The organism is Halomonas sp. YLB-10, from assembly GCF_003856855.1.
Classification (GTDB): Bacteria; Pseudomonadota; Gammaproteobacteria; order Pseudomonadales; family Halomonadaceae; genus Halomonas; species Halomonas litopenaei.
The window spans coordinates 182,311-206,615 of record NZ_RRCU01000005.1; the positions used below are offsets into that span (position 1 = coordinate 182,311).

23 protein-coding genes are annotated in these 24,305 nt (G+C 65.2%); 10 read left to right on the plus strand and 13 right to left on the minus strand.

What is annotated here, in order from left to right:
- The 3 genes from phoB to EBB56_RS12895 form a co-directional block, all read right to left on the minus strand.
- Complete coding sequence (phoB, locus tag EBB56_RS12885; protein WP_045991649.1) at window positions 1–690, minus strand: phosphate regulon transcriptional regulator PhoB; 690 nt, start codon at window positions 688–690, stop codon at window positions 1–3.
- Between the two features lie 114 nt (window positions 691–804).
- Complete coding sequence (gene ubiA, locus EBB56_RS12890) at window positions 805–1,698, minus strand: 4-hydroxybenzoate octaprenyltransferase (protein ID WP_045991650.1); 894 nt, start codon at window positions 1,696–1,698, stop codon at window positions 805–807.
- Between the two features lie 197 nt (window positions 1,699–1,895).
- Window positions 1,896–2,534 (minus strand): chorismate lyase, encoded by a 639-nt coding sequence (locus EBB56_RS12895; protein WP_124804543.1) that lies wholly within the window; start codon window positions 2,532–2,534, stop codon window positions 1,896–1,898.
- A 161-nt stretch (window positions 2,535–2,695) separates the two neighbouring features.
- Between EBB56_RS12895 and EBB56_RS12900 the strand changes: the two genes are divergently transcribed.
- From EBB56_RS12900 to EBB56_RS12910, 3 genes are all read left to right on the plus strand, one after another.
- Window positions 2,696–3,856, plus strand: a complete 1,161-nt coding sequence (locus EBB56_RS12900; protein WP_124804544.1) for an FAD-dependent oxidoreductase — start codon at window positions 2,696–2,698, stop codon at window positions 3,854–3,856.
- A gap of 342 nt (window positions 3,857–4,198) precedes the next feature.
- Entirely contained in the window at window positions 4,199–4,474 is a 276-nt protein-coding gene (locus tag EBB56_RS12905) for an HU family DNA-binding protein (RefSeq protein WP_045991652.1), read from the plus strand.
- A gap of 91 nt (window positions 4,475–4,565) precedes the next feature.
- A complete protein-coding gene (locus EBB56_RS12910; RefSeq protein WP_045991653.1) occupies window positions 4,566–4,922 on the plus strand; it encodes a hypothetical protein in 357 nt (118 codons plus the stop codon).
- A 45-nt stretch (window positions 4,923–4,967) separates the two neighbouring features.
- Here the strand turns inward: EBB56_RS12910 and recG are convergent, their stop codons facing one another.
- Window positions 4,968–7,049, minus strand: coding sequence for an ATP-dependent DNA helicase RecG (gene recG / locus EBB56_RS12915; protein ID WP_045991654.1), 2,082 nt, complete (start codon window positions 7,047–7,049; stop codon window positions 4,968–4,970).
- Window positions 7,046–7,963 carry a hydrogen peroxide-inducible genes activator gene (locus EBB56_RS12920; protein WP_108132191.1) on the minus strand — a complete coding sequence of 306 codons (918 nt, stop codon included), beginning with the start codon at window positions 7,961–7,963 and terminating at the stop codon, window positions 7,046–7,048. The genes recG and EBB56_RS12920 overlap by 4 nt, the downstream gene beginning before the upstream one ends.
- Before the next feature lie 116 nt (window positions 7,964–8,079).
- On the opposite strand from EBB56_RS12920, the gene EBB56_RS12925 reads away from it, so the two are divergent.
- Window positions 8,080–8,958: an SDR family oxidoreductase gene (locus EBB56_RS12925; RefSeq protein ID WP_124804545.1), complete on the plus strand. Its 879-nt coding sequence runs from the start codon at window positions 8,080–8,082 to the stop codon at window positions 8,956–8,958.
- Window positions 8,959–9,296: 338 nt separating this feature from the next.
- Here EBB56_RS12925 and EBB56_RS12930 read toward each other — a convergent pair whose 3' ends face one another.
- The 6 genes from EBB56_RS12930 to gmk all read right to left on the minus strand — a co-directional run bounded on the left by EBB56_RS12930 (window position 9,297) and on the right by gmk (window position 14,545).
- Window positions 9,297–9,791, minus strand: a complete 495-nt coding sequence (locus EBB56_RS12930) for an acyloxyacyl hydrolase (protein WP_052704262.1) — start codon at window positions 9,789–9,791, stop codon at window positions 9,297–9,299.
- Window positions 9,792–10,174: 383 nt separating this feature from the next.
- Window positions 10,175–10,684, minus strand: a complete 510-nt coding sequence (thpR, locus tag EBB56_RS12935; protein WP_124804546.1) for an RNA 2',3'-cyclic phosphodiesterase — start codon at window positions 10,682–10,684, stop codon at window positions 10,175–10,177.
- A 72-nt stretch (window positions 10,685–10,756) separates the two neighbouring features.
- Entirely contained in the window at window positions 10,757–11,146 is a 390-nt protein-coding gene (locus EBB56_RS12940) for a RidA family protein (protein ID WP_108131980.1), read from the minus strand.
- A gap of 84 nt (window positions 11,147–11,230) precedes the next feature.
- Window positions 11,231–13,363 carry a bifunctional (p)ppGpp synthetase/guanosine-3',5'-bis(diphosphate) 3'-pyrophosphohydrolase gene (locus EBB56_RS12945; RefSeq protein WP_045991657.1) on the minus strand — a complete coding sequence of 711 codons (2,133 nt, stop codon included), beginning with the start codon at window positions 13,361–13,363 and terminating at the stop codon, window positions 11,231–11,233.
- A gap of 63 nt (window positions 13,364–13,426) precedes the next feature.
- Window positions 13,427–13,684: a DNA-directed RNA polymerase subunit omega gene (gene rpoZ / locus EBB56_RS12950; RefSeq protein WP_045991658.1), complete on the minus strand. Its 258-nt coding sequence runs from the start codon at window positions 13,682–13,684 to the stop codon at window positions 13,427–13,429.
- A 243-nt stretch (window positions 13,685–13,927) separates the two neighbouring features.
- A complete protein-coding gene (gmk, locus tag EBB56_RS12955) occupies window positions 13,928–14,545 on the minus strand; it encodes a guanylate kinase (RefSeq protein ID WP_045991659.1) in 618 nt (205 codons plus the stop codon).
- Between the two features lie 331 nt (window positions 14,546–14,876).
- On the opposite strand from gmk, the gene EBB56_RS12960 reads away from it, so the two are divergent.
- Window positions 14,877–15,680 (plus strand): 1-acyl-sn-glycerol-3-phosphate acyltransferase, encoded by an 804-nt coding sequence (locus EBB56_RS12960; protein ID WP_124804547.1) that lies wholly within the window; start codon window positions 14,877–14,879, stop codon window positions 15,678–15,680.
- On the plus strand, window positions 15,673–16,629 hold the full coding sequence (locus EBB56_RS12965; protein WP_108131982.1) for a phosphatidate cytidylyltransferase: 957 nt from the start codon (window positions 15,673–15,675) through the stop codon (window positions 16,627–16,629). The genes EBB56_RS12960 and EBB56_RS12965 overlap by 8 nt, the downstream gene beginning before the upstream one ends.
- Before the next feature lie 256 nt (window positions 16,630–16,885).
- On the opposite strand, the gene EBB56_RS12970 is transcribed toward EBB56_RS12965, so the two are convergent.
- Complete coding sequence (locus tag EBB56_RS12970; protein WP_045991661.1) at window positions 16,886–18,106, minus strand: MFS transporter; 1,221 nt, start codon at window positions 18,104–18,106, stop codon at window positions 16,886–16,888.
- A 576-nt stretch (window positions 18,107–18,682) separates the two neighbouring features.
- Between EBB56_RS12970 and EBB56_RS12975 the strand changes: the two genes are divergently transcribed.
- From EBB56_RS12975 to EBB56_RS12990, 4 genes are all read left to right on the plus strand, one after another.
- Window positions 18,683–20,176, plus strand: coding sequence for a M28 family metallopeptidase (locus EBB56_RS12975; RefSeq protein WP_124804548.1), 1,494 nt, complete (start codon window positions 18,683–18,685; stop codon window positions 20,174–20,176).
- Between the two features lie 150 nt (window positions 20,177–20,326).
- The gene (locus EBB56_RS12980) at window positions 20,327–20,632 is read left to right on the plus strand and encodes a hypothetical protein (RefSeq protein WP_045991662.1); all 306 of its coding nucleotides are present in this window, start codon (window positions 20,327–20,329) and stop codon (window positions 20,630–20,632) included.
- Between the two features lie 108 nt (window positions 20,633–20,740).
- Window positions 20,741–22,363 (plus strand): zinc metalloprotease, encoded by a 1,623-nt coding sequence (locus EBB56_RS12985; protein ID WP_221621175.1) that lies wholly within the window; start codon window positions 20,741–20,743, stop codon window positions 22,361–22,363.
- 58 nt (window positions 22,364–22,421) lie between these two features.
- The gene (locus EBB56_RS12990) at window positions 22,422–23,363 is read left to right on the plus strand and encodes a RimK family alpha-L-glutamate ligase (RefSeq protein ID WP_045991663.1); all 942 of its coding nucleotides are present in this window, start codon (window positions 22,422–22,424) and stop codon (window positions 23,361–23,363) included.
- 64 nt (window positions 23,364–23,427) lie between these two features.
- Here EBB56_RS12990 and hpaI read toward each other — a convergent pair whose 3' ends face one another.
- Window positions 23,428–24,285, minus strand: coding sequence for a 4-hydroxy-2-oxoheptanedioate aldolase (hpaI, locus tag EBB56_RS12995; RefSeq protein WP_108131985.1), 858 nt, complete (start codon window positions 24,283–24,285; stop codon window positions 23,428–23,430).
- Between the last annotated feature and the right edge of the window lie 20 nt (window positions 24,286–24,305).

The window sequence follows — 24,305 nt, forward strand, 5'->3', positions numbered from 1 at the left end:
TCAGACCTTGGCCGAAAAGCGATAACCGGTACCGCGTACGGTCTGGATCAGTTGCTGATGGGGTTCCCCCAGGGCCTTGCGCAGGCGGCGGATATGCACGTCGACGGTACGTTCTTCCACGTAGACGTTGCCACCCCAGACCTGATCGAGCAACTGGCCACGGGTGTAGGCGCGCTCCTGGTGGGTCATGAAGAACTGCAGCAGGCGATATTCGGTGGGGCCCATGTCCAGTGACTTGCCGTCGACGCTGACGCGATGGCTGACCGGGTCGAGCTTGAGGCCTTCCACCTCCACCGGGTCCTCGACGCCCCGCGGAGTGGCGCGTCGCAGAACTGCCTTGAGTCTGGCCACCAGTTCTCGCGGCGAGAATGGCTTGGTGATGTAGTCGTCGGCGCCGGCTTCGAGGCCCTGGATCTTGTTGTCCTCCTCACCCTTGGCGGTGAGCAGGATGATCGGCAGCTCTGCGGTGGTTTCCTCGCGCTTGAGCCGGCGGGCCAGTTCGATGCCGCTGGTGCCCGGCATCATCCAGTCCAGCAGCAGCAGGTCTGGCTGGTCATCGACGATGATGGCGTGGGCGGCCTGAGCATTGTCCGCCTCGAGCACCCGGTAGTCGGCCATTTCCAGCGCCACCGCGATCATTTCGCGGATCGGGGCTTCGTCATCGACGATCAGTACGGTCTTGGCGGTCATCCCGGGAGCCTCTTGGTCAGGGTCTTACACTCGACGGTGACAAATGACACCACGTCAATGTGACAATTAGATGACATTGTATCCATTGTCGAGCGACCGAGACGGGCATTTCCCTCACCCGAGGGAGGGATAGAGGCTCAGTCCGAGTCCGGCGAACAGCAATAGGCCCGACCAGTGGTTGTTGAGAAAGGCCTGGAAGCAACGGTCGCGGTCACGGCTCTTGATCAGCCGCTGCTGGTGGACAAAGGTCGCGCCCATGGCCAGCCAGCCGAGCCAGAAGAAGCCGCCCAGCGCCAGCAGGCTGCCGGCCCAGGCCAGCAGCCCCAGGGTAGCCAGCTGCAATAGCGCAATGATGCGGGTGTCCCAGCGGCCGAACAGTACCGCGGTGGACTTGATGCCGATCTTGAGGTCGTCGTCGCGGTCGACCATGGCGTATTCGGTGTCGTAGGCCACGGTCCACAGCACGTTGGCGGTAAACAGCAGCCAGGCGACCATCGGGACTTCGCCGAGCACCGCGCCGAAGGCCATCGGAATGGCCCAGGAGAAGGCTGCGCCCAGCACCACCTGGGGGAAGTGGGTGTAGCGTTTCATGAAGGGATAGCTGGCGGCCAGCACCGCTCCGATCAACGACAGCCACACGGTAAAGCCGTTGGTCAGCCAGACCAGCGCGAAGGCCGATCCCAGCAGGCACACGAACAGCACCTTGGCCTCCCGCTCACTGATGCGGCCGGTGGCCAGCGGTCGGTTCTTGGTGCGTTTGACGTGGCCATCGAAGTGGCGATCGGCGTAGTCGTTGACCACGCAGCCCGCCGCCCGCATCAGGTAGACGCCGGCGACGAAGATCAGCAGGGTGTCACGGGCCGGAATGCCCTCGGAGGCCACCCACAGCGCCCACAGGGTCGGCCACATCAACAGCCAGGTACCGATGGGGCGGTCCAGACGCATCAGCGCCAGAAAGTCGGGAATTCGGTTCAGGTATCCAGGGGGACGCAGCAGCGAACGATCCATCGGTTTCTCTCATGCTCTGGCGCAGGTCAGGCGAAAATGAGGCGTAAGCCGGGCAACAGTCGCTCCTCGGAGAAACATCGCCGAGAAGCCTTGGCGCAGCCTAGCGCGAGCCGACGGCCATGACCAGCCAGGCGGCTCGCTCCGAAGTTGGCGACGGAAGGGCGATGGCGGGGTGACAGCCGGTGAGCGACAGCTAGTCAGCCGGTGGCAGAGGCCGACAGCGACAACGCTCGGCCCATGGTCGGCATAAAGCTCTCCTGCACCAGCAGCACCCAGCCGCTGTGACGAAATACCGAGCGGCGTTGCCACAGTCCGGTATAGCCGTGGATCGGCCTGGTGTTACGGCCGATCTGAATGGCGCTGCGCTCGAGATCGGGCTGGCGAAACAGCCAGCTGCCGAGAGAGGTCTCGCCGAGGCCTTCGAAGGGAGCGTCGTGACGCTCGACGATCGGTGCCACGCTGCGCGCCACCACCCAGGGCTCCTCGTCCACGCACAGGGCGACCTCGCGCAGCCAGGCCTGCTCGTCGCTGGCCAGACCCAGCACGTGGGCCTCGTCAGGCCACGGCAGGCCCTTGGCCTCCGCCAGCAGGCGTACGCGAAAGTGCCCGGCGCCTGCCGCCTCGATCAGGCGTTCTGTCAGGGAGTCCCGCGAGGCCAGCCAGGCGTGCCAGTCAGCGGGCACCGCGATGCCACCGGAGGCCAGCGACACCCAGCCGGGGTCGACGATATCGGCCGCGTCGGCATTCGGCGAAGAGGCTGTGGCTGGCGCGGGATTACCCGGTTCGGACCCCGAGCGCTCCTCCAAGGAGCGGAATGTGGAAGGAAGCTGTGTCATGCGGCCTCGGCAGGGCTGTCGTCACCGGACGGCGGTGCTCCGGTCGGTCGGCGCATAGTGTACCATGTGGCCCAGCACTCACCCGCTGGTGTGGCCCCGTGCGGGCCGGCCCAGCTTCAACAGCGACCGCCCGGCGGTCGTCGGCAGAGTCGAAGGAAGCGATGCAAGGACCCTTGACCATCATCGGTACCGGCATGGCGGGCATAGGCCTGGCACGCCAGGTGCGGGCGCTGGACGCCCACCGACCGATCACCCTGATCAGCGCCGACTCAGGCGATGACTATTCCAAACCGCTGCTGTCCACCGGCTTCGCCAAGGGCCTGGCGGCGGACCGGCTGGCCGCGCGCTCGGCGCTGGAACTGGCCGATCAACTGGGCGCGGTGGTACGTCCCCACACCAGGGTCGATGCCATCGATCTGGCGTCGCGCACCCTGAGCCTGGGCCAGGAACGCCTGCCCTGGTCGGATCTGGTGATTGCCACCGGTGCCAGCCCCGTGGCGCCCTTCGAGATTCCCGATGCCCTGGCCGGACGGGTGTTCTCGATCAATGATCTCGACGACTATCGGCGTTTTTCGGCAGGCCTCGAGGCGCTGGGGCGCCCGGCTCGGGTGGCCATCGTCGGCCTCGGACTGGTCGGCTGTGAATTTGCCAACGATCTGCACGCCGGTGGTCATCGCGTCTGCCTGGTCGGCCCTGAACCCTCGTTGTTGCCCAGGTTGCTGCCCCGGCGGCTGGGTCAGACCCTGAGCCAGGCCTTCATCGAGGCCGGCATCGACGTCATCCATGGCCGTCTGGTAAGCAGGCTCGAAGGTGCCGGTGGTGACATCGGTGTGCACCTCGACGACGGCCATGAGCTGGAGGCGGATATGGTGCTGGTGGCCACCGGTCTGAAGCCGCGCTCTCGGCTGGCGCGAGAGGCCGGTATCGCGACAGATGGTGATGCTATTGTCGTCGATCGCTACCTTAAAAGCTCCGATCCTCGTGTTCATGCGCTGGGTGATGTGGCCTCGGTGGATGGCGTCAATGCCATGTACGTGCAGCCGCTGCAGGCTTCGGCCAAGGCGCTGGCCGCGACCCTGTGCGGTCGTCCCACCCAGGTGCGCTACGGCCCCTGGCCGGTGCTGGTCAAGACGCCGCTGCTGCCGGTGGTGGCGCTGCCGCCGATGACCGACAAGGTGCATTGGCGAATCGAGGCCGACGGCGAGGATATCAGCGCCCTGGCCGAGGATGACGAAGGGCGTCTGCAGGGCTTTGCGTTGACGGGAAAATGCGTTCGTCGGAAAGTCGAACTGGCGCGGGCGGCACCGCCGTTGCTAGGCTAGGTTCGTCAACGGCGCGGGTTGTACGCGATACAGCCGTCGTTGAAGGTGCCACCGAGGCAGGGCAATTCTATCGGGGACGACCGCCACGACGTGTGGCTGGCCGGTGTCGTATCGCCGGTTTCGTACCGATGGAAGAGGCAAGGTCCCGTCGGCGGTGGCTCTCGCTAGTCGAAAGACAGTCAGGAAGCGCTGAGCGCACCATGATGTCCATCGTCGTGGTCAACGATCCTGTTGTCACGACGCAGGGCCGGGGACTGCCCGTGTGGACACTCGGACAGTGTTTCCATAACAATGATGCCGGTGTCACGGCACCGGAGTATCAAGCCAAACCAGGAGGGCTGTATGCGCAAGCCAGAACTCGCCGCGGCGATTGCCGAGCGTGCCGATCTATCCAAGGACAAGGCCAGCCAGGTGTTGAACGTCATCCTCGACGAAATCACCGGTAGCGTGTCTTCCGGCCAGGACGTGTCGTTGATCGGCTTCGGCACCTTCACCGTGCGCGAGCGTGCCGCCCGCACCGGCAAGAACCCTCAGACGGGCCAGCCGCTGAAGATTCCCGCCAGCAAGACAGTCGCCTTCAAGCCCGGCAAGGGGCTCAAGGACGCAGTCGCCCGCTGAGGTGACGACTACCACCGCCTGTCCTCCAGGCGGTGGATCGATATCGCGGCCCGTTAGCGGGCCGCGCCTACCCGTCGACCGGTGAGGCAACATGACCCTGAGACTGATGCTGTGGCTGCTGGGCGTCATGCTCAAGCGGGCCTTCAAGCGCAAGGCGCGATTCCGCGAACGTCTGCAAGACCGGGGCGGGCTCGACTGGGGCATCGCCACCGAAGATCTGTCCATCGCGCGCCACTATCGCATGCGTCCCACGGGGATCGAGAGTCAGCGCGGACTGCCGGTGGATCTCGATCTGGAACTACGCTTCCAGGACAGTCAGACCGCGATCAAGGTACTCCGGCGCCCCTCCCAGCGCACCTTCCTCGATGCCATGATGGCCGGCCAGCTGCGACTGGTGGGCGACGCCCAGGATCTTGATCGGCTGCAGCGTCTGCTCAAGCACCTGTGAGGCACACCTGATTCATACCCGGTCCACACCTGGCCCACACCCGGTTCACACCTGGCCATAGCGGCCGGCTTCCTCGCCCAGCCAGCGCCTGATCAGTGGCCTGCTGGCCTCCGCTGCCTGCTCGAGCAGGGCATCGGCCAGTGGAGTGATGCGCGGCAACAGGTCGGCATCACGCTCCAGGTCGGCGATCTTCATCTGGGCCAGCCCCGTCTGGCGGGTGCCCAGCACCTCTCCGGGACCACGAATCTCGAGGTCCCGCTCGGCGATGCGGAAGCCGTCGGTGGTCTCGCGCATGACCGACAGGCGCTGTTTGGAGGACTCCGACAGCGGCGGATGGTAGAGCAGCACGCAGTAGCTCTCGGTACTGCCGCGCCCCACCCGGCCACGCAGCTGATGCAGCTGCGATAGCCCCAGACGTTCGGGGTTCTCGATGATCATCAGGCTGGCGTTGGGCACGTCGACACCGACCTCGATGACCGTAGTGGCGACCAGCAGGTCCAGCTCGCCGCTCTTGAAGGCGGCCATCGTCTCGGCCTTCTCGGCCGCCTTCATGCGCCCGTGGACCAGGCCGACGGCCAGGCCCGGCAGAGCCTCGGTCAGCTCCTCGTGGGTCACCTCGGCGGCCTGGCAGGTCATCGCCTCGGACTCCTCGATCAGGGTGCAGACCCAGTAGGCCTGGCGGCCCTCGTCGCAGGCCGAGCGGATGCGCTGAATCACCTCGGGCCGGCGTTCGTCCGGCACCACAGCGGTGGTCACCGGGGTACGCCCGGGCGGCAGCTCATCGATCACCGAGACGTCCAGGTCGGCGTAGGCGCTCATCGCCAGGGTGCGAGGAATCGGGGTGGCGGTCATCACCAGCTGGTGGGGCGTCAGCCCGCCCTGTTCGCCCTTCTCGCGCAGCGCCAGACGCTGATGCACGCCAAAACGGTGCTGTTCGTCGATGATCGCCAGGCCCAGACGAGAGAACACCACATCATCCTGGAAGATGGCGTGGGTGCCGACGATCATGCGCGCTCGACCGTCGGCGATGGCGGCCTTGGTGTCCAGGCGCGCCTTGCCCTTGAGCTTGCCCGACAGCCAGGCCACGTCGATGTCCAGCGGCGCAAACCAGTCGCGGAAGGCGCGGTAGTGCTGCTCGGCCAGCAGTTCGGTGGGGGCCATGATGGCGGCCTGGCAGCCGCCGGCGATGGCCGTCAGTGCCGCCATCGCCGCCACCACGGTCTTGCCCGAACCGACGTCGCCCTGGACCAGACGCAGCATTGGCGCGGGCCTGGCCAGGTCGGCTCCGATCTCGTCGAGCACGCGACGCTGGGCGCCGGTCAACGAAAACGGCAGCTGGGCCAGAAAGCGAGTCTTCAGGCTGCGACCGCTGGGCAGCTCCGGCGCGCCGTCCGACTGAATGCGCAGGCGCACCTCGCGCAGGCTCAACTGGTGGGCCAGCAGCTCTTCCATGGCCAATCGCCGGGTGGCCGGGTGATGCCCGTCGCTTAGCGCCTCGACGTCGCTGTCGGGGGGCGGATGGTGCAGGGTGGCGAGGCTATCGTGCAGCGAGGCCAGGCCGAAGCGCTGACGCAGGTTTTCCGGCAGGTAGTCCGGCAGCGCCTCGGGGGTCTCTTCGAGCAGCGTCATGGCCTGGTCGATCAGCGCCCGCAGACGTGCCTGGGCAAGCCCCTCGGTGGTGGGGTAGATCGGTGTCAGGTGGTCTTCCACCGGCGGTTCACTGCCACCGATCAGACGATATTCCGGGTGGTAGATCTCCAGACCGGTCGCGCCGGCGCGGGCCTCGCCAAAGGCGCGCACCCGCACGCCGGGGCGAAACTGCTGCTGCTGCGCCGGCGAGAAGTGGAAGAAGCGCAGGCTGAGGATGCCGCTGCCGTCACGTAGTCGTACCAGCAGGCTGCGGCGGCGACCGCGGACCACGTCGGCGGCGGATACCTCACCCTCGACCACCGCCTCGTGTCCCCCTCGCAGGGTGGCGATGGGGGTGATCCGGGTGCGGTCCTGGTAGCGCAACGGCAGGTGAAACAGCAGGTCCTCGATTCGCTCCACCTTGAGCCGGGCCAGCTTCAGGGCTAGCGCCTCGCCGACCCCCTTGAGCGTCGTGACCGGGTCCGCCAGCCCGCTCACGGAGTCTCCGATTCGGCGGCGCGGCAGCGCGCGATGGCTTCGGTCACCGCATCGATGGCCTTGGGCCGGGGAAAGCTGGCGCGCCAGGCGATCGCCACGGTACGTCCGGGGGGATCCGTGAAGGGGCGGCTGATCAGCATGCCGCTCTCGTAGTGGCTGGTGCCGATGGCCGAGCGTGGCAGCACCGTGATGCCGAGTCCCGAGGCCACCATATGGCGGATGGTCTCGAGCGATCCGCCTTCGGCGGTGAGGGTATTGTTGGGGCTGTTGAGCTTGTGGCTGATCGCCGGGCAGGCCTCGAGGATCTGGTCGCGGAAGCAGTGGCCTTCGCCCAGCAACAGCAGGCGTTCATCGAGAAGGTCTTCCTTGGCGATGGTCTCGCGCTCGGCCCAGGGATGCTCCGCTGGCAGCAGCACCTCGAAGTCTTCCTTGTAGAGCGGCTTGGTGACGACGTCGGTCTCGGTGAACGGCAGCGCCACGATGATGGCGTCGAGCTCGCCATTTCTGAGCTTGCGGCGCAGCCCGCCGGTAAAGCCTTCCTCGATGTACAGCGGCATCTGGGGCGCGCCGCGGGTCAGCTCCGGGATCAGGTGCGGGAACAGATAGGGCCCGATGGTATAGATCGCACCGATACGCAAGGGGCTTGCCAACTGGTCCCGGCCGGCGGTGGCCAGTTCCTTGATGGCGCTGCTTTGCTCCAGTACGCGCTGGGCCTGTTCGACGATCTTTTCGCCGAGGGGTGTGACCTGTACCGTGGACTTGGAGCGCTCGAACAGGGCAACCTCCAGCTCCTCTTCCAGCTTCTTCACCGCCACCGAGAGGGTCGGCTGGGAGACGAAACAGCGCTCGGCGGCGCGGCCAAAGTGGCGCTCCTGAGCCAAGGTTACGATATAGCGGAGTTCTGTTAGAGTCATGATGGTGCCGATCGGCATCCTCTATCCGGGGTATTGATCGAGGCGCCAGACGCTGGACGCGCGGGTCTCCGGGCCGGAGCCTCATAGGGATTTTATATCAGGGGGACGCGGTAAAGGTGAAGACAACGACACTGATTGTTGGTTGTGGCGACATTGGCATAACGCTGGGACGCGAGCTGCTCGCCAGTGGACACCGGGTGATCGGCGCGCGTCGCCGGCCCGAACGCCTGGCGGATTCGGGCATCGAAGGCGTCAAGGTCGATCTTGCCGACCCCGAGACGCTGGCTGAACTGCCCGATGCCGACATCCTGGTCTACGTGGTCAGCGCCGACCGCTTCGAGGAGGAAGCCTATCGCGCCGCCTACCCCGAGGGCCTTAAGGCGGTACTGGCGACCATGGCCATCCGTGACAAGGCGCCTCGCCACGTGTTCTTCGTGTCCTCCACCAGCGTCTACGCCCAGCGCGACGGCGAGGTGGTGGACGAGACCAGCCCGGCAGAACCCACCGGTTTCTCCGGTGTGCTGATGCGAGAGGCCGAGCAGGCGTTGATCGAACATGATCTGCCTGGCAGCGTGGTGCGTTTCTCCGGCATCTACGGCCCTGGGCGTGACCGCCTGATCCGCCAGGTGGGCGAGGGCCGCATCGCGCCGGCGTCGCCGACAATGTACTCCAACCGTATCCACCGCGATGACTGCGCCGGGGTGCTGGCCCATCTGATCGGCAAGGCGCTGGAGGGAGCCACACTCGAGCCCCTGTACCTGGCCAGTGACACCGAGCCGGCCCCGCTCAACGAGGTAATGACCTGGCTGGCGAAACAGCTCAAGGTGGAATGTACCGAAACCATCCAGTCACCGCTGCGTCGCAGGGCCAGCAAGCGCTGCGACTCCAGCCTGCTGATCGACAGCGGGTATCGCTTCCGTTACCCGACCTTCCGTGACGGCTATACCCAGGTGCTGAAGGAAGGCGGTTTTCTCAAGGCCGGCGTGGTGGAGTAAGGCCGGTGTCGAGCACCGGATCGACGAGGGTTTCAAAAGGTCCGACAGCGCAAGGCCGGCAACGGAAAACTGCCGGCCAGGTAGCAGAAAAGCCCGCAACAAGGTTGCGGGCTTTTTCTAAGCGACTTTTTCTTGCGGACTGTTTTTGCGGTAGTGGCAACGCGGGGGCGATCGCTTGCCCCGTCTTGTTCAGGACGAACGGGAGTCACCGCTAAAAATGGCATGACAAGATAGTGCAGCGCACGTCTTGTCCGATAAAAGCGTATTCGCTTTGGTGTCTCGAGTGCGCCGAATGCATCGCCAGGGTCTGACCCTTGTCGGTCACATCCCGCAAGGCTTCAGTAGGCAAGGCGCCAGTTGAGCGCATACAGCTCGAAGCCATCGTTGGGCTCCTTGATACTGGCGTTGGAGTAGTGGGTGGCACTGATCGAAAGATCGCCGTAGGGGCCCATCCGTAGACCCAGGGCGAGACGATCCTCGAACTGGAAGGAGCTCCCCAGATCACGGTCCTCGATATGGGTATCGATAAAGGCCGAGGCACCGATGCCGCCTTCCACGAAGACGTGGTCCCAGCTGTAGCGCAGCGCAGGACGCAGGTAGAAGGCCTGGTTGGCGCTACGGTCGTCGCCTTCGAACAGGATCACCCCGGTGCCCAGGCGCAGGTCCAGCGAGGGATGATAGCGACTCAGGTCGAAGGTCCAGTCATAGCCCAGATCCAGTGCCCCGGTGCCCTCGCTGGTGGAGCCGAGGCCGAGGGTGGGGCCTGCCGTGGCGGTAGAGGCGAGTCCCATGAGCAGGCAGCAGGCCAGCGGGCGGGCGAGTGAGGTAGTCATGGCGATTCCCCTATCCTTGTTGTGTCCTCGGGTCGTGGATCCGGGTGGCCCGAGCGCTGTTCGTTATTGTCTTTTGCAAATGGCTTTCGACACCGGCATTCGCACTCGTGCCACTGTCGCGTCTTGCCCGGATATCGTTGACGTTGCTGTGCTGTAATACGCTAGTCCCGGGTCCCACCATCGTTCGTGATTCAGGTCACATTCTTCTGCATAGCCGTGAGGTTTCTGCACAGCGGAAAAGCTCTTGTCGATGGGCCAACCCCAGGTAGATCGGTCAACAGGCAGACCCTCCGGGGGTACGAAAGGTGGTGTTCCTGTGCCTGGCCGGAGCCTACGCTCAAGGGCGCCACTATCGGTCAGATGGCAGAGCTACCTATACCGAGTTATCGACTGGTTGCGAGCGTGGTATATCGGCTGCCTTCATGACTAATTGATGACTGTATTAGTTGAATTGAAGTATAAGGCCAGCAGAAACAATCTTCTGATAAAGGTTGTGCTGATTGAGTCATCGCACTACGCAGTAACGATACATGGGGACGAAATTGCTGCGGTTGGTGGGGCAGGCCCCATCGGGTGAGCTGTTGCGACAGGTCGCTCTGCAGCTTGAGAAGGGAGTCGGGGGGAGAGGAAGGACCGATCCAGGCGATGCCGGGCCGGTGGAAGTAGCCTACGTGGTCGAGGGTCAGCCGACCGGGCGCACAGGGGTAGCGCTGGACCCAGCGACGCAGCTTCAAGGCGGTGGTGTCGCTCTGCTCACCGAGGAAGGCCAGCGTCAGATGAAGGTTGTCGTCGGGGATGCGGCGCCCGCCCAGTTCGGCGTGCAGCCGGTCGGCCAGCCCGCCGAGACGTTGGCGCAGCGCAGTCGGCGGCGTGAGCGCAAGAAACAGTCGCATCCCCGGGTTGCCCAGGCAGGGAGCGAGGCCGGAAATCCAGACGCCTCGGACCCTGACCTCAGGCTCCGTCCATCAGTCGCCGATGACCATCACCGCCTCGGCTTCGAACTGGGCGCCCTTGGGCAGGGCCTTGACGCCGACCGCGGCACGCGCCGGGTACGGCTTGGTGAAGACCTCTTCCATCACCTTGTTGACGGTGGCGAAGTTGTCCAGGTCGACCAGGTAGAGGTTGAGCTTGACGATGTCCTGCAGCGAGCCTGCGGCCTCTTCACACACCGCCTTGAGGTTGGTGAAGACCTGGCGCGCCTGGGCCTCGAAGTCGTCGGAAACCAGCTCCATGGTGGCCGGGTCCAGCGGAATCTGGCCAGACATGTAGACGGTGTTGCCGGCCTTGATGGCCTGGGCGTAGGGGCCGATGGCGGCGGGCGCCTGGTCGGTGTTGATGACAGCCTTGTTGCTCATTGTTGACTCCTGATGTCGTGTCAGCGGCAAATAGCAACACCACCACCAGGGCCGTCATCGGGATGACGGCCCTGGCGTCGGGGCTCAATTGCCAAGTCGAGAGATCTTGCCGATATGCGAAAGGTTACGCAGTCGTTTGATGATGCGTGCCAGATGGGTCCGATTACGCACAGAAAGTGTCAGATTGACGATCGAGAGACGGGCGTCACGCTCCTCGATGCCGATGCGCTCGATATTGGCGTCGGCGTCGGTGATCAGGCCGGCCAGCTCGGCAACCAGGCCGCGACGACTCTCGACCTCGAGGCGCAGCGCCACGGGGAAGTCCTCGTCGATGGTGTCCGACCAGTTGAGCGTCAGCAGCTTCTCCGGGTCGCTCTTCAATTCCTGCAGGTTGCGGCACTCGGAGCGGTGTACCACGATGCCTTTGCCCACCGACAGATGGCCGATGATCGGGTCTCCCGGCAGCGGGTGGCAGCAGCGGGCAAACTTGATCACCATGCCTTCGACGCCGCTGATGGTGACCCTGGAGCTGTCCTCGGCGGCCTCGCTATGGGAGATTCGCTCGCCACGGTGCAGTTCCACCAGACGACGGGCGATCACCTGGGTCATGCGATTGCCAAGGCCAATGGCTTCGAGCAGGGCGGATTCGCTCTGCAGCTCCATCTCCTTGAGCAGCCGTGCCATGACGTCTTCGCCGACGTCCTCCAGATGCACGCCAAACTCGCCCAGCGCCTTGGTCAGCAGGCGGCGTCCCAGCTGTACCGCTTCGGTATGCTGCTGATGCTTGAGCGCATGGCGGATGGCCGAACGCGCCTTGGCGGTAACGACGAAATTGAGCCAGGCGAGGTTCGGCTTGCCGCCCGGAGAGGTGATGATCTCCAGCGTCTGGCCGCTCTCCAGGCGCGATGACAGCGGGGCCAGATGGCGGTCGATACGACAGGCGATGCAGGTGTTGCCGATCTCGGTGTGCACGGCGTAGGCGAAGTCGATCACGGTGGCGCCCTGCGGCAGCTCCATGATGTCGCCTTTCGGCGTGAACACGTAGATATCATCGGGGAACAGGTCGTTCTTGACGTGTTCGATGAACTCCAGCGAATCGCCGGCATGGCGCTGCATCTCGAGCAGCCCCTTGACCCATTCCCGGGCCCTGGCGCGGCTGCCTTCGGCGATCGGGTGGGAGGTCTGCCCGGCCTTGTACAGCCAGTGGGCGGCGATACCGTTGTTGGCCATCGCTTCCATTTCCCGGGTACGGATCTGGACCTCGATGGGCATGCCGCTGTTGCCGAACAGGGTGGTATGCAGGCTCTGGTAGCCGTTGGCCTTGGGGATGGCGATGTAGTCCTTGAAGCGCCCCGGGACCGGCTTGTAGAGATTGTGCACCATGCCGAGGATGCGATAGCAGCTGTCGACGTCGTCGGCGATGATGCGAAAGCCGAACACGTCCATGATTTCGGCGAAGGACTTACGCTGGTCGCGCATCTTGCGATAGATCGACAGCAGGTGCTTCTGGCGCCCGATCACCGTGCCCTTGAGCTCGTGCTCGTCGAGCCGGGTCTGCAGCGCATTCTGCACCTGACGGATGGCCGAGCGACGGTTGCCTCTGGCGCTGGCCACGGCGCGCTTGATGCGTTCGGCGCGCATCGGGTGGATGGCCTGGAACGACAGGTCCTCCAGCTCGACCCTGATGGTATTGATGCCGAGGCGGCTGGCCACCCGGGCATAGATCTCGAGCGTCTCCCGAGCGATGCGGCGCTTCTTGTCCGGGCGCAGCGCGCCCAGGGTACGCATGTTGTGCAGCCGGTCGGCCAGCTTGACGATGATTACCCGGATATCCCGGGACATCGCCATGACCATCTTCTGGAAGTTTTCCGCCTGGGCGACGGCCTTGTCCTCGAAGGTGATCTGGGTGAGCTTCGAGACGCCGTCGACCAGTTCGGCCACGGCTTCGCCGAACTGCCCGGCGAGGGCATCCTTGGAGACCCCGGTATCCTCGATGACGTCGTGCAGCATGGCCGCCATCAGGCTCTGATGGTCCATGTGCATGTTGGCGAGGATGTTGGCCACCGCCAGCGGGTGTGTCACATAGGGTTCGCCGGAGCGACGACGCTGGCCGTCGTGGGCCTGTTCGGCATAATAGAAGGCACGCCTGACCTGCTGGATTTCCTCGGCGGGCAGATAGCCTCCGAGTCGGTCAGACAGATCGTCGATCGTGAACATGTGGCGTGCCCTGACTGCGTGATGAGAGGTCCGAAGGGCGACCCGCGGCCGCCTTCGGCACGATCATTCCTCGGAGGGCGAGGCCTGGTACTCGGGACGGAAGCGGCTGGGCGCCTCGACCGGCTCGTCCAGCACGCTGTGGTCGATCAGGCCCTCGGCGATCTCGCGCAGAGCCATGACCGTGGGCTTGTCGTTTTCCCAGGGAAGCAGCGCGTCGCGTGAGCCACGGGCCAGCTGCCGGGAGCGCTGGGTGGAAATCATCACCAGCTTGAAACGGTTCTCGACGTGTTCCAGACAATCTTCGACAGTAACTCGCGCCATTGGGCCCTTCCTGATCTGACAGACGGTGTGTCGGGCAGGTGCTGGCCTTTCGCGGTCGGCGAGACGGACTTTGCCCCCGTCGACGATTGCGCCCGGGGGTTGCACCTGCGAAGTGACAGGCTAGATTACTCGAGTCACGCCGCCTGTGACAAGACGCCGGGGTCTGGTTGCAGCGCCGAAAAGCGAGCCGTGGGAGGCGTGGGTTGCCCGCGCTCCTCGGCGACTTGCCTTTGATAGCGTGTTCTAGTCGGACAGAAGCGCCTCGAGCAGCGGGGCATGGCGCTGTCCAAGGCGCGGTGTGGCCAGGCGCTGGCTCACTACCAGGGCGCGCAGCTCGTCCAGTGCGGTGGTGAAGTCGTCGTTGATGACCAGGAAGTCGTATTCGCTGTAGTGGGACATTTCGCTGACCGCCTCACGCATGCGCGCGCTGACCACCTGATGGTCGTCGGTGCCGCGGCTCGACAGGCGGCGTTCAAGCTCTTCCCGTGAAGGCGGCAGGATGAACACCGAGACAGCCTCTGGCATCTGCTCGCGAACCTGGCGGGCGCCTTGCCAGTCGATCTCCAGAATCACGTCCTGACCGGCGGCCAGCAGTGTCTCCACGGCGCTGCGCGAGGTGCCGTAGCAGTTGTCGAAGACCCGAGCGTGCTCGAAGAAGTCACCCTGCTCGATCATCGCCTCGAAGGTGGCCATGTCGACGAAGTGGTAGTTCACGCCGTCGACCTCGCCCGGGCGCATGGGGCGGGTAGTGTGGGAGACCGAGACCTGAATGCCGTCGAGACCCTCGATCAATTCACGCACCAGGCTGGTCTTGCCGGCGCCGGAAGGGGCAGAAACGATAAACAGCGTACCTTGGGACATGGGCGGGGTCTTCACTTGGAGGCCTTGGGGATCGAGCGCCGTTCGCGGGCGACTTCGCGGGCGACAAGGTGGCGAAGTATGGCACAGTTGGGCCTGGGCCTGCATCCGCCCAGGCTGACCCGCGACGTCGCTCGGTGGGGCCATCGCTCCCCCTGGACTCTCCGTGAATTCCCCCTGAACTCCCGTGAAAAAGCGCCGTGGAGAGGGAAACGGGACCGCCTGGACGTGCGGCGAGATCGGAAAAAGGCAAGCCGATGGCGGCGGTGGATCCGGGGAGCGTCATTCAGCCGGGGCGGAACAACGTCCGAGCATGGGCAAGGGAGCATAAGACATGAAAGGAACAGCCTGGCGGGCGGCGTTGACGGGGGTGCTGATCCGGCTGGTGGCCCGGCTGGTGACGGCGCCCAGGCCGATCTGGTCGGGGGTCGCGCCGGTGGCACGTCAGCGGCTGTACTTTGCCAATCACTCGAGTCATGGCGACTTCGTACTGATCTGGACCACCCTGCCGCCGCGCCTGCGAGCGCGCACCCGTCCCGTGGCGGGCGCCGACTACTGGCTGGCGTCACGGTTGCGGCGCTTTCTGATCCACGACGTCTTCAAGGGGGTGCTGGTCGACCGCCAGCGCAAGCCCGGCCAGCGTGACCCCCTGGCGGTGTTGCGTGAAGCACTCGACGGCGGCGACTCGCTGATTCTGTTTCCCGAGGGCACCCGCAATACCGATGACAAGGGCCTTTTGCCGTTCAAACCAGGGCTCTACCACCTGGCCTGCGACTATCCCGAGGTAGAACTGGTGCCGGTATGGATCGATAACCTCAATCGGGTGCTGCCCAAGGGCGAGGTGGTACCGCTGCCGCTGTTATGCACGCTCAACTACGGCGAGCCGCTGGCTCGGATAGAGGGCGAGGCCAAGGCCGATTTTCTGGCCCGGGCCCAGCGAGCGCTGCAGGCGCTGGCGCCGGCCGGGGCCAGCGTTCCCAGCGACCCCGTGTCTCCCGACACCGCGCCACCCGACACCACGCATCCAGGTTCTACCACCCCTGGCTCTACCACCCCAGCTAACAGCACCCCAGACACCACCACCCCAGGCTCCGCCACCGAGGCATCTGGCCCCAGGGAGGGGGCGCCGAATGACTGATATCGTGATTCCCGCCGGTCTCGGCACCCTGCTCGCCGCCATCGTCGGGATCTTGCTGGTGGCCAGTAGCGTTGGCTTCGTACTGGCCCGCCGCTATTCGCCCGAGGGCGAAAACGAAGTGATCGAGAACCTCAACCAGCGCATCCGCTCCTGGTGGATCATGACGCTGTTGATGGGTATCGCCCTGCTCGGCGGCAGGACCGGGGTGGTGCTGCTGTTTGCCTTCGCCTCGTTTTCCGCGTTGCGCGAGTTCATCGGCCTGGTGCCGTCACGACGGGCCGATCACTGGGCCCTGGCGCTGGTGTTCTTTGTGGTGCTGCCGGTGCAGTACCTGTTCATCTGGCACCAGTACTACGGCATGTACTCGATCTTCATTCCGGTCTACGCGTTCCTGCTGTTGCCGGTGGTGGCGGCCCTGAGAGGGGATAGTCAGGGCTTTCTCGAGCGGGTCAGCGAGGTCCAGTGGGCGCTGATGGTGTGCGTCTTCTGCGTTTCTCACGTGCCTGCGCTGTTGAGCCTGGACATCCCCGGCTACGAGGGGCGCAACGTGCTGCTGATCGCCTTTCTGATCGTGGTGGTGCAGCTCAGCGATGTCCTGCAGTACGTCTGGGGCAAGCTGCTCGGACGCCGGCGTATCGCCCCCAGGCTATCGCCCTCCAAGACCTTGGAAGGCTTCCTCGGCGGGGTGGCCAGTGCCACCCTGGTCGGGGCCGGATTGGCCTGGATGACCCCCTTTTCCATGGGCCAGGCGGCGCTGCTGGCGCTGATGATCGCGCTGCTCGGCTTCGTCGGGGGACTGGTGATGTCGGCGATCAAGCGCGATCGCGGGATCAAGGACTGGGGTCACCTGATCGAGGGGCATGGCGGCTTTATCGATCGTCTGGATTCGGTGATCTTCTCGGCACCGATCTTCTTCCACGTGGTGCGCTACTTCTGGTCGGTGGCATGAGGCCCTGGTGGCGTCACAGCGCAATGCATGGACTGGTGGGGTTCGTCGCCATGGGCGGTTGGACCGCCTGGGCAAGGGCGCGGCGCCTGCATCGTTTCCTTGCCGAAGGCGGTAACTAAGCCTGGGGACGCGGCGCGGCGCCTGTCATTGCGGTTCTCGCTTGCCGAAGGCGGTGCCTGAGCCCGGAGACACGGCGCGGTGCCTGACATTGCGCTTTCCGCTCAACGAAGGCGGCGCCTGAGTCCGGGGCGAACGATCAGCTCTCGCTGGCGCAGTCGGTGGCCGCGGCGCGGCGCCTGTCGCTGCGCTTCTCGGCGCGCAGGCCGATATAGAACACCACCAGGCCGCCAAGGGCGAGCCCGGCGCCGACCAGGCCACTGGAGGACCAGGGCGCACCGGCCTTGATGGTGACCCCGGCCAGATAGGCGCCCAGCGCATTGGCGCAGTTGAAGGCGGCGTGATTCATCGAGGCGGCCATGGTCTGGGCGTCGCCAGCCACGTCCATCAGGCGTGTCTGCAGCGCCGGACCCAGCGCCATGCTGGTGCCGACCAGGCCGACGAACAGGATGCCGGTGTAAAGGTTGTCGGCGGCAAAGTAGAAGGCGCCCTGGACTACCAGGCACCACAGCAGGATGCGTGGCACCGCCTTCATCAGGTTCTTGTCCGCTGCCCGGGCGCCCACCAGATTGCCGATGATGCCGCCGATGCCGAAGATCGCCAGTACCCAGGGGCCGACCATCTCGGGCATGTCGGCCTGGGCGCGCAGGGTCGGTACCACATAGCTGAACACCGAGAACATGCCGCCAAAGCCGATGCTGGCCACGCCCAGGGTGTAGAGCACCCGCTGTTTGACCAGGGCGGTCAGTTCGCGCTTGGGGCTGGCCTTGACGTCATGCGGCTGGCGCGGCACGAACAGCTTGATCAGGCCCATGGTGACAAAGGCCACGACGCCCACCGCGAAGAAGGCGAACTGCCAGCCGAACCACTGGCCGGCCCAGGTGGCCAGCGGCGCGCCGATCACGATGGCGCTGGTCAGCCCCAGCATGACCCGGCTGATGGCTCGGGCGCGTTCTTCCACCGGTACCGCTGCTGCGGCCACCAGGGCAGCCACGCCGAAGTAGGCGCCGTGGGGCAGGCCGGCAAGAAAACGCAGACCGACAAAGGGCCAGAAGCTGGTCGCCAGGGCGCTGGCGATGTTGCCCACGGCGAACACCAGCATCAGGCAGATCAGCAGGGTGCGCCGGGGCACCCGCGCGGCCAGCGCCGAGATCAGCGGCGCACCGACCACCACCCCCAGGGCATAGGCGGAGATGGCGTAGCCGACGTCGGCGGCGCTGACCGACAGGTCCTGGGCGACACGCTCCATCAAGCCCATGATCACGAACTCGCTGGTACCGATGCCAAAGCCACCGAGGGCCAGGGCGAGCTCCGCCAGGCGAGGATGACGAGCTCTGAGATGGGTGATGGAGATTGCCATCGGGCCTCCTGGAAAACGAAAACGATCCCGACGGGTGTCGAGATCGTAAATTTACGACAAAAGTATAAGGCATCCGAAAGGTGGGTTCTAGCGCCGAAAACGTCAATCTTGTCGATTAGATAGGGCTAAAATGCGGGTAAGTGACGGTTATGTGTCGTCGAGCCGGGGAGCTCTCCAGCGCCACGGCGAGCTATCGTGTTGTTAATTTTACCACTGTGAAAAAGCGCTCAGCTTTAGCGCATTTCTGTTGAAGAAGTTTCACCTATACGCAGTGTACTGTTTTTCTGTGCTCTTTTTTTGACACGACCAGCAGGCTGATCTCTTCAAAATTCTCCACTGCGCTTAACATTTGGTTGAAAATCAATAGCCTGGCATGTGTTCACCGGCAAGTGATCGTGCCGATGTCGACGCGTGATTGTCGTGACGAGTGATGGCGGCGAGTGAGGAACGAACTACCTTAGTAGTTCAGTACCACCCGACTAAGTCCGTTGAGCCCCATTCCCCGGTTCAGCGGCGGCCGTCGTGGCGACGTCGAAACCGATGGTTCGGCGCACGCGCTGACGGCAGGGAGTCGACATGAAGGTCGAACTGCATCAGGCAAGGAGCGGTGACGCGGCGCTGACCGAGCGCGTCGAGAAAGCCGGTGGCTGGCTGGTGGAGGCTGGACGCAAACGACTGCTGGTCGCCGCCAACGCCCGCTGGCGGGCCGTCCGCGAGGCCACGAGCCTGCATGACGCCGATGACGCGATGGTCCAGGACCTGGGCCAGGGAAGGCTGCACGGCGTCTGCCAGAAGGGCCGGCTGTTCCAGCAGGCCCATCCCGAGGTCCCGGTGCTGCTGGATGCGGGGCGCTATCTGGTGGTGGACCTGCCCAGGTCGGAGGCCACCAGGATCAACAAGCCTCTTGAGCAAAGTGAAGCGCCCTGCTTCCGCCTGTTCCCTTTAAGCGAATCGACCCGTCTGTTTCGCCAGGTTGCGCCTCGTCGCGACGCTACAGGATCCCGGGCCGTCGACGCTGTCGTCGCGTCGGCCTCCCAGGCCCGCTACGTCACCCTGCTGAGTCAGCTGGTGTCCTATCCGACGCGTCTATCATCGAGCGCCGAGTACGCTCAGGCGGTGGACTGGGCCGAGTCTCAGCTGACTACGGCGGGGCTGGCCGTGGATCGCCAGCAGGTATCGCTGCCCGGCGGCGCCAGCAGCATCAACCTGCTGGCGCGGCTGCCGGGGCAGGCCGCCAGCCCCCGTCACTGGCTGGTGGTCGCTCACCTGGACAGCGTCAACCATCAGGGCGGTCCGTCCGCACCGGCGCCGGGCGCCGACGACAACGCCAGTGGCTCGGCGGCGCTGATGCTGATGGCCGAGGTGCTGGCCGGGCAGCGTTTCGATGATGACCTGAGCTTTGTGCTGTTCGGCGGCGAGGAGCAGGGGCTGCACGGTAGCCGCCAGTTCGTGGCGGGACTCTCCGCTGCCGAGCGGGGGCGCATCGCCGGGGTGCTCAATATGGACATGATCGGCTCGATCAACGCCACACCTGCGGCGGTACTGCTGGAAGGCGCGCCCCTCAGCCAGGACATGATCGATGGCCTGAGTGCGGCGGGAGGCCGCTTCACCGATCTCGAACTGCAGGTCTCGCTCAACCCCTTTGCCAGTGATCATGTGCCCTTTATCGACGCCGGAATACCCGCCGTGCTGACCATCGAAGGGGCCGACGGCGCCAATGACGCCATCCATGGACCGAACGATGTCCTGGCCACGGTGGATCCGTCCTACGCCATGAAGATCGTGGCAATGAACCTGGGGTTTGTGGCCACCAGCGCCGGCCTGCACGCGGTCGACGCCCCACCCCTGCCGGAATGCCACTGTCGTGGCGACGAGCGCCACCACCTGGGCGACCCCTGGCGCCAGCTCGAGGCCCATCATGAAGCCCTGCTGGCCCAGTATCGTCGCTGGCAGGGACAAGGCGTCTGGTCGGCGCAGCTGGACGCCGGCTGGCGTCAGGCCTGGCAGCGGTTGGAGTTGCTGCGCTCGCGCAGGGGATGGGAGCGACGGTCTCGGTCGACAGGCCGTTGAACGAGCCAGTGGCAAGGCCGCTCACCCAGCCACTCAGCCAGCCACTCACCCAGCCATTAACCCAGCCAGTGATCGAGTGACGCCCCGGCGAGACGAGAACAGGCAAGACAAGATCAGGTAAAGCAAGACAAGACCGATCAGGAGGATGTGATGCCAAAGGACCTGTGCGGAGACTGGATCGAGATGCGCGAGGAAGGCATCGGCGACTGCACGGTGCTGCGGCACCCGGATTCGCCGGCTGTCACCCCCTCGCGGATGCCGCGAAGGCGCCTGTGTCTGCACCAGGACGGCGCCGTCGAGCTCCACACCGGAGACGCCGCCGACCGCCTTGCCTGCGATGCCCGTGGTCAGTGGCGGCGTGATGGCGATCAACTGCACCTGACACTGCCCGGTTGGGACGGTGACTACGATATCGATGCGCTGGAGGACGATCTTCTGATCATTACCCGTCATTGAGGCCACCAACGCCGCCAATACCGTGCGTTGTGGGGCCACTTGAGGCCAGTTGCTGGCCATTGAACCTGTACTCACGACGCCGACCGGCTGGCCGGCGGGGAGGCTTGCATGTCCGATAACACCACCCATCCGGAACGGTGTCGCTGTTGTGGCACCATGTCGGTTCACCGGCGACTGCTGGATCAGGACCCCGGTTATGCCAGGCGGCGATCGCGCATCGAGGAACACGCCTTTCGTGCCATGCGCGGCACCATCGTCCAGCGTCCGGGGTGCACCCGCATCCCGGTGGTCGTCCACGTGGTCTACAACACCGACGAGCAGAACATCTCGCGGGAGCAGATCGACAGCCAGATCGAGATCCTCAATGAGGACTTTCGCAAGACCAATGCCGACATCTCGACGGTACCTGCGCCCTTCGCGCCGGTGGCCGCCGATGCCAGGCTATTGTTTGCGCTGGCCACCAGCGATCCCGACGGCAACCCCACCGATGGCATCACCCGCACCCGCACCGACGTCAGCGGTTTTGTCGATGACGACAAAGTCAAGGCCGACGCCAGCGGCGGCAAGGATGCCTGGCCCGCAGACGAATACCTCAATATCTGGGTTTGCCCGCTTTCCGGTGGCCTGCTCGGCTACGCCCAGTTCCCCGGCGGACCCGCCGCCACCGACGGCGTGGTGGTGACCTACACCGGCTTCGGCAACATGGGCACCGCCCGGGCGCCGTTCGACCTGGGGCGCACCACCACCCACGAGATAGGCCACTGGCTCAATCTCTTTCATATCTGGGGAGACGACGGCACCGGCTGCTCTGGCTCGGACTTCGTCGACGACACCCCCAACCAGGGCGGCGCCAACCTGGGCAAGCCGACTTTTCCCAAGGTGTCCTGCGACAACGGCCCCGATGGCGACATGTTCATGAACTACATGGACTACGTCGACGACGACACCATGGTGATGTTCACCGAGGGCCAGGTGGCACGAATGCAGGCCTGCCTGGATGGCCCCCGTAGCGCCATCGGCGAGATGGTGTCGTGCACGCCGTTGCACCCCAAGGCGCTGCCGAAGGACACCCCCAAGGAGTTCACCAAGGAACCGCCAAAAGAGCGGCCCAAGGATAACCCCAAGGAGTTCGTCAAGGAGCCGGTCAAGGAGAGCGTCAAGGAGGGACCGAAGGACCTGATCAAGGATGGCCCCAAGGATGGTATCAAGGACGTGATCAAGGATGGCGGCAAAGACGGCATCAAGGACGGCATCAAGGACGGCATCAAGGACGGCGGCAAGGAGTTGCCCAAGGACAACCCCAAGGACTTTGGCAAGGATCCAGGCCTGGAGCCGGGCAAATGGAAGCCGCTTGACCCGCCTCCCAAGCAGATCTTCGAAGTGCCGACCAAGCAACTGGTGGAAGGCCCCGTGGGCGGCAAGCAGGCCTTCGAGAATCCGCTACCGGGGGGCTGGGGCAACCAGCCCGTCCAGCCCATGCAACCGATGCAACCAGTCCAGCCGCTGCAGCCCTTTGTGCTGGCCACCGGTCAGGCGCCGTCGGGCGCCTCGCTCAAGCCGCCGGTGGCGGACGGCGGAGGCGAGCAGGATCAGAGCCAGGCGTTGCTTGGCGAGTACGCTCAACTGTTGGCGCAGTACGCCCAGCTCTACCAGCAGGGCATGCTCGATCAGCAGGGGATGCTGGCCTGGCAGCAGGCCTGGGCGGCCTACGTGCAGCTTGGTGGACGGTGAGCGATGACAGGACCCGCGGGCACCCTGTCGGTGCCCGCCTTTTTCGAGGGAGCCGAGCATGATCCTGATCCTGTCGTTTGCCGACAATGCCCATGTCGAGCGGGTACTGCCCCATCTTCACTCGCCGGTGGAGGTGATCGACGTCGCCGACTTCCCCCGGCGCCTGGGAATCCTGGCCTACGCAGGTGCCAGCGGTGACAGCCTGTGGCTGGAACTTGGCGACGGGCGCCGGCTGGCGCTGGACGAGGTGCGCTCGGTATGGAACCGGCGCATCCGTTCCTTTGATCTGGACCCTGCCCTGGGCGACGGCACCGAACGGCTGTTTGCCTGGTCCGAGACCCAGGAGGCGGTGCTTGGTCTGTGGTATGCCCTGGATAGCTTCTGGATGAACCATCCGCTGGCCGACGAACGCGCCCAGCGCAAGCTGACCCAGCATCGTCTGGCCCACCGGCTGGGGCTCGAGATTCCCGATACCCTGATCACCAATCGCCCGGACGCCGCTGCCGAGTTTATTGCCCGCCACGGCGATGGTGGAGTGGTGCGCAAGGCCTTTCGCAATATCGTCGAGGCGCCGCGAGAGACCCTCAAGGTCGGCCAGGACGAGATGGCCAGGCTCGAGGCGGTTCGTCTGGCGCCGGTGATCTTTCAGGAGTACATCCCGCTGGCGCTGGACCTGCGCGTCACCGCGGTGGCCGGCGAGATGTTCGCGACCGCCTTCAGGAGCGAGCCGCAGTACGAGGTCGACTACCGCAGTGGCGTGGGCAGCGCCGAGGTTTTCCCCTATACCCTGCCGGATGAGGTGGAGACCGGACTGCGCGCGCTGATGAGAGAGCTTGGACTGGCCTACGGCGCCATCGATCTAAGGGTCACACCCGAGGGGCGTCATGTGTTCTTCGAGGTCAATCCGGCCGGCGAGTACCTGTTCGCCAGCGAACGCAGCGGCCAGCCGATTCCCCAGGCCATCGCCGCCGCCCTGGAGCGCGGCGGCGGCGAGTGGTGACGTCCCCGGCCGGTGGCAGCAGGGCCCCCGGTCGGTGGGATCAGGGCCCCCGGCCGGTATCAGGTCAGTAGGGTCCCTGGGACCCGTCGCCAGGGCTGGTGGATGAGTCTTCCTGCGAATCGGCCGCCTGCGGGCCAAGCGCAAACTCTGATGCACGCTGGCGCACCGCCTGCATCATCAGGCTGACGTCGAGCCCCACCGCCACGAAGCTGGCACCAAGGGAGAGATAGTGTCTGGCAAGCTCCGGGTCACCGGTGAGCACGCCGGCGGCCTTGCCGCTGGCAACGATGCGGGCGATGGCCTCGTCGATGGCGGCCTGGACCTCGGGATGGCCCGCGTCACCGAGATGGCCCATGGAAGCGGCCAGGTCGGCGGGTCCGACAAAGACCCCGTCGACGCCGTCCACCGCGCAGATCGCTTCGAGGTTATCCAGCGCGGTCACGCTCTCCGCTTGGACCAGTAGGCAGATCTCGTCGTTGGCCCGATGCACATAGTCAGGCCGTGCATTCCAGCGTGACGCCCGGACGATGGCGGAGGCTTCACCTCGCACCCCGTCCGGTGGGTAGCGGGTGGCGGCGACCATGGCGCGGGCCTGCTCCGGGGTGTCGATCATCGGCACCAGCAGGGTCTGGGCGCCGATGTCCAGCAGTTGCTTGATCCGCGCCGTCTCGCCGTTCACCACCCGAACCACCGGGTGGCTGTCGTAGGCGGCGACCGCCTGCAGCTGGGCGAGCATGGAGCGCACATCATTGGGGCCGTGTTCGCCGTCGATCAGCAGCCAGTCGAAGCCGGCGCTGGCGCACATCTCGGCGCAGTAGGGATCGCCCAGCGACAGCCACAGGCCGATTCTGGCCTGGCCACTGGCCATGGCGGTCTTGAAGGGATTGCCGGCGGGGACACCCGCGCAGTGGGAAGGGGTCATGGGCAGCGTCCTTGATGAGT